Source organism: Mitsuaria sp. TWR114 (genome assembly GCF_007997345.1).
This window is the reverse complement of the sequence record NZ_VOSR01000242.1, coordinates 1-861: the sequence shown is the minus strand read 5'-3', so window position 1 is coordinate 861 and position 861 is coordinate 1. Positions and strand designations below refer to the sequence as shown.

Here is an 861-nt window from a genome sequence, read left to right as displayed (position 1 = left end):
CCGGGCGGCGCAGATCCTCGGCGCAATGCCAGCGCCAAGGATCTGCGAGGTCAGAAGCGAAAGTCAGAAGCGGCGCTGCGGCCGATTACGCCGCCATGCGGCGGCACTCGTCCGCGCAACGCTTGCAGGCGACCGCGCAATCCTGGCAATGCGGATGCTCGTGCCGGGCGCACTCCTCGCCGCAGGCATCGCACACGGCGGCGCACAGCTGGCAGAGCTGGCGGTCGAACTGACTGCCTCGCGCCATGTAGCTCGCCGCGAGTCGGCAGATGGCGGCGCAGTCCATGTCGAGGGCAATGCACTTCGCCATCATCTTGACGTCCTGCTCTCGCAGGCAGGCGGTGGCGCAGTGGTCGCAGGCATCGGCACAGGCGTTGCACGCCTCGACGCAGGCTTGGTTGACTTGATGGGACATGTCGGTCTCCGGTAGGCCGGCCGCTTCAAGGCCGGCAAAAAGGATGGAGGCCGCTTCGCGGGCGAAGCGGCCGCTTGCGGAGACGCTCAGGCTTTGGGCGGTGGGTCGGGCGGCGGCAGCACATGGGACGCCATCCCGAACGGCGGCTTGCGCGCCCACTCGAAAGTGAGCTTGAGCAGCACCGCCGACGCGGCGCCGGAGGGCGCGGTCGGGACGGCAGCGAGTTGGCAGGGGCCGTGAAAGAGGCCGTGCGTGCCGGTGTCAGCAGCCGGCGCGTCGGCCATGGGGTGGCCGGGGGATTCGCCGTGCGCATGGCTCTCGCCGTGATCTGCCGACACCGCGCAGAGCATCTGGCAGATCACCGATGCCGTCGCCACCGGCACCATCGTGCCGAGCATGAACGCCACCAGCAGGCGCCGCAGCAGCGGCGACCGCAGTCGCATCAA

At 69.6% G+C, this 861-nt stretch carries 2 protein-coding genes; both read right to left on the bottom strand.

The window, feature by feature from the left end:
• Positions 1-85 precede the first annotated feature (85 nt).
• The gene (locus FUT87_RS10615; protein ID WP_091730603.1) at positions 86-415 is read right to left on the bottom strand and encodes a four-helix bundle copper-binding protein; all 330 of its coding nucleotides are present in this window, start codon (positions 413-415) and stop codon (positions 86-88) included.
• Positions 416-501: 86 nt separating this feature from the next.
• A partial coding sequence (locus tag FUT87_RS10610; protein ID WP_222617109.1) for a hypothetical protein occupies positions 502-861 on the bottom strand: 360 nt, incomplete at its 5' end.

Coding starts and splice junctions, on each gene's coding strand:
- FUT87_RS10615 (WP_091730603.1), bottom strand. CDS start 415: ATGTCCCATCAAGTCAACCAAGCCTGCGTCGAGGCGTGCAACGCCTGT.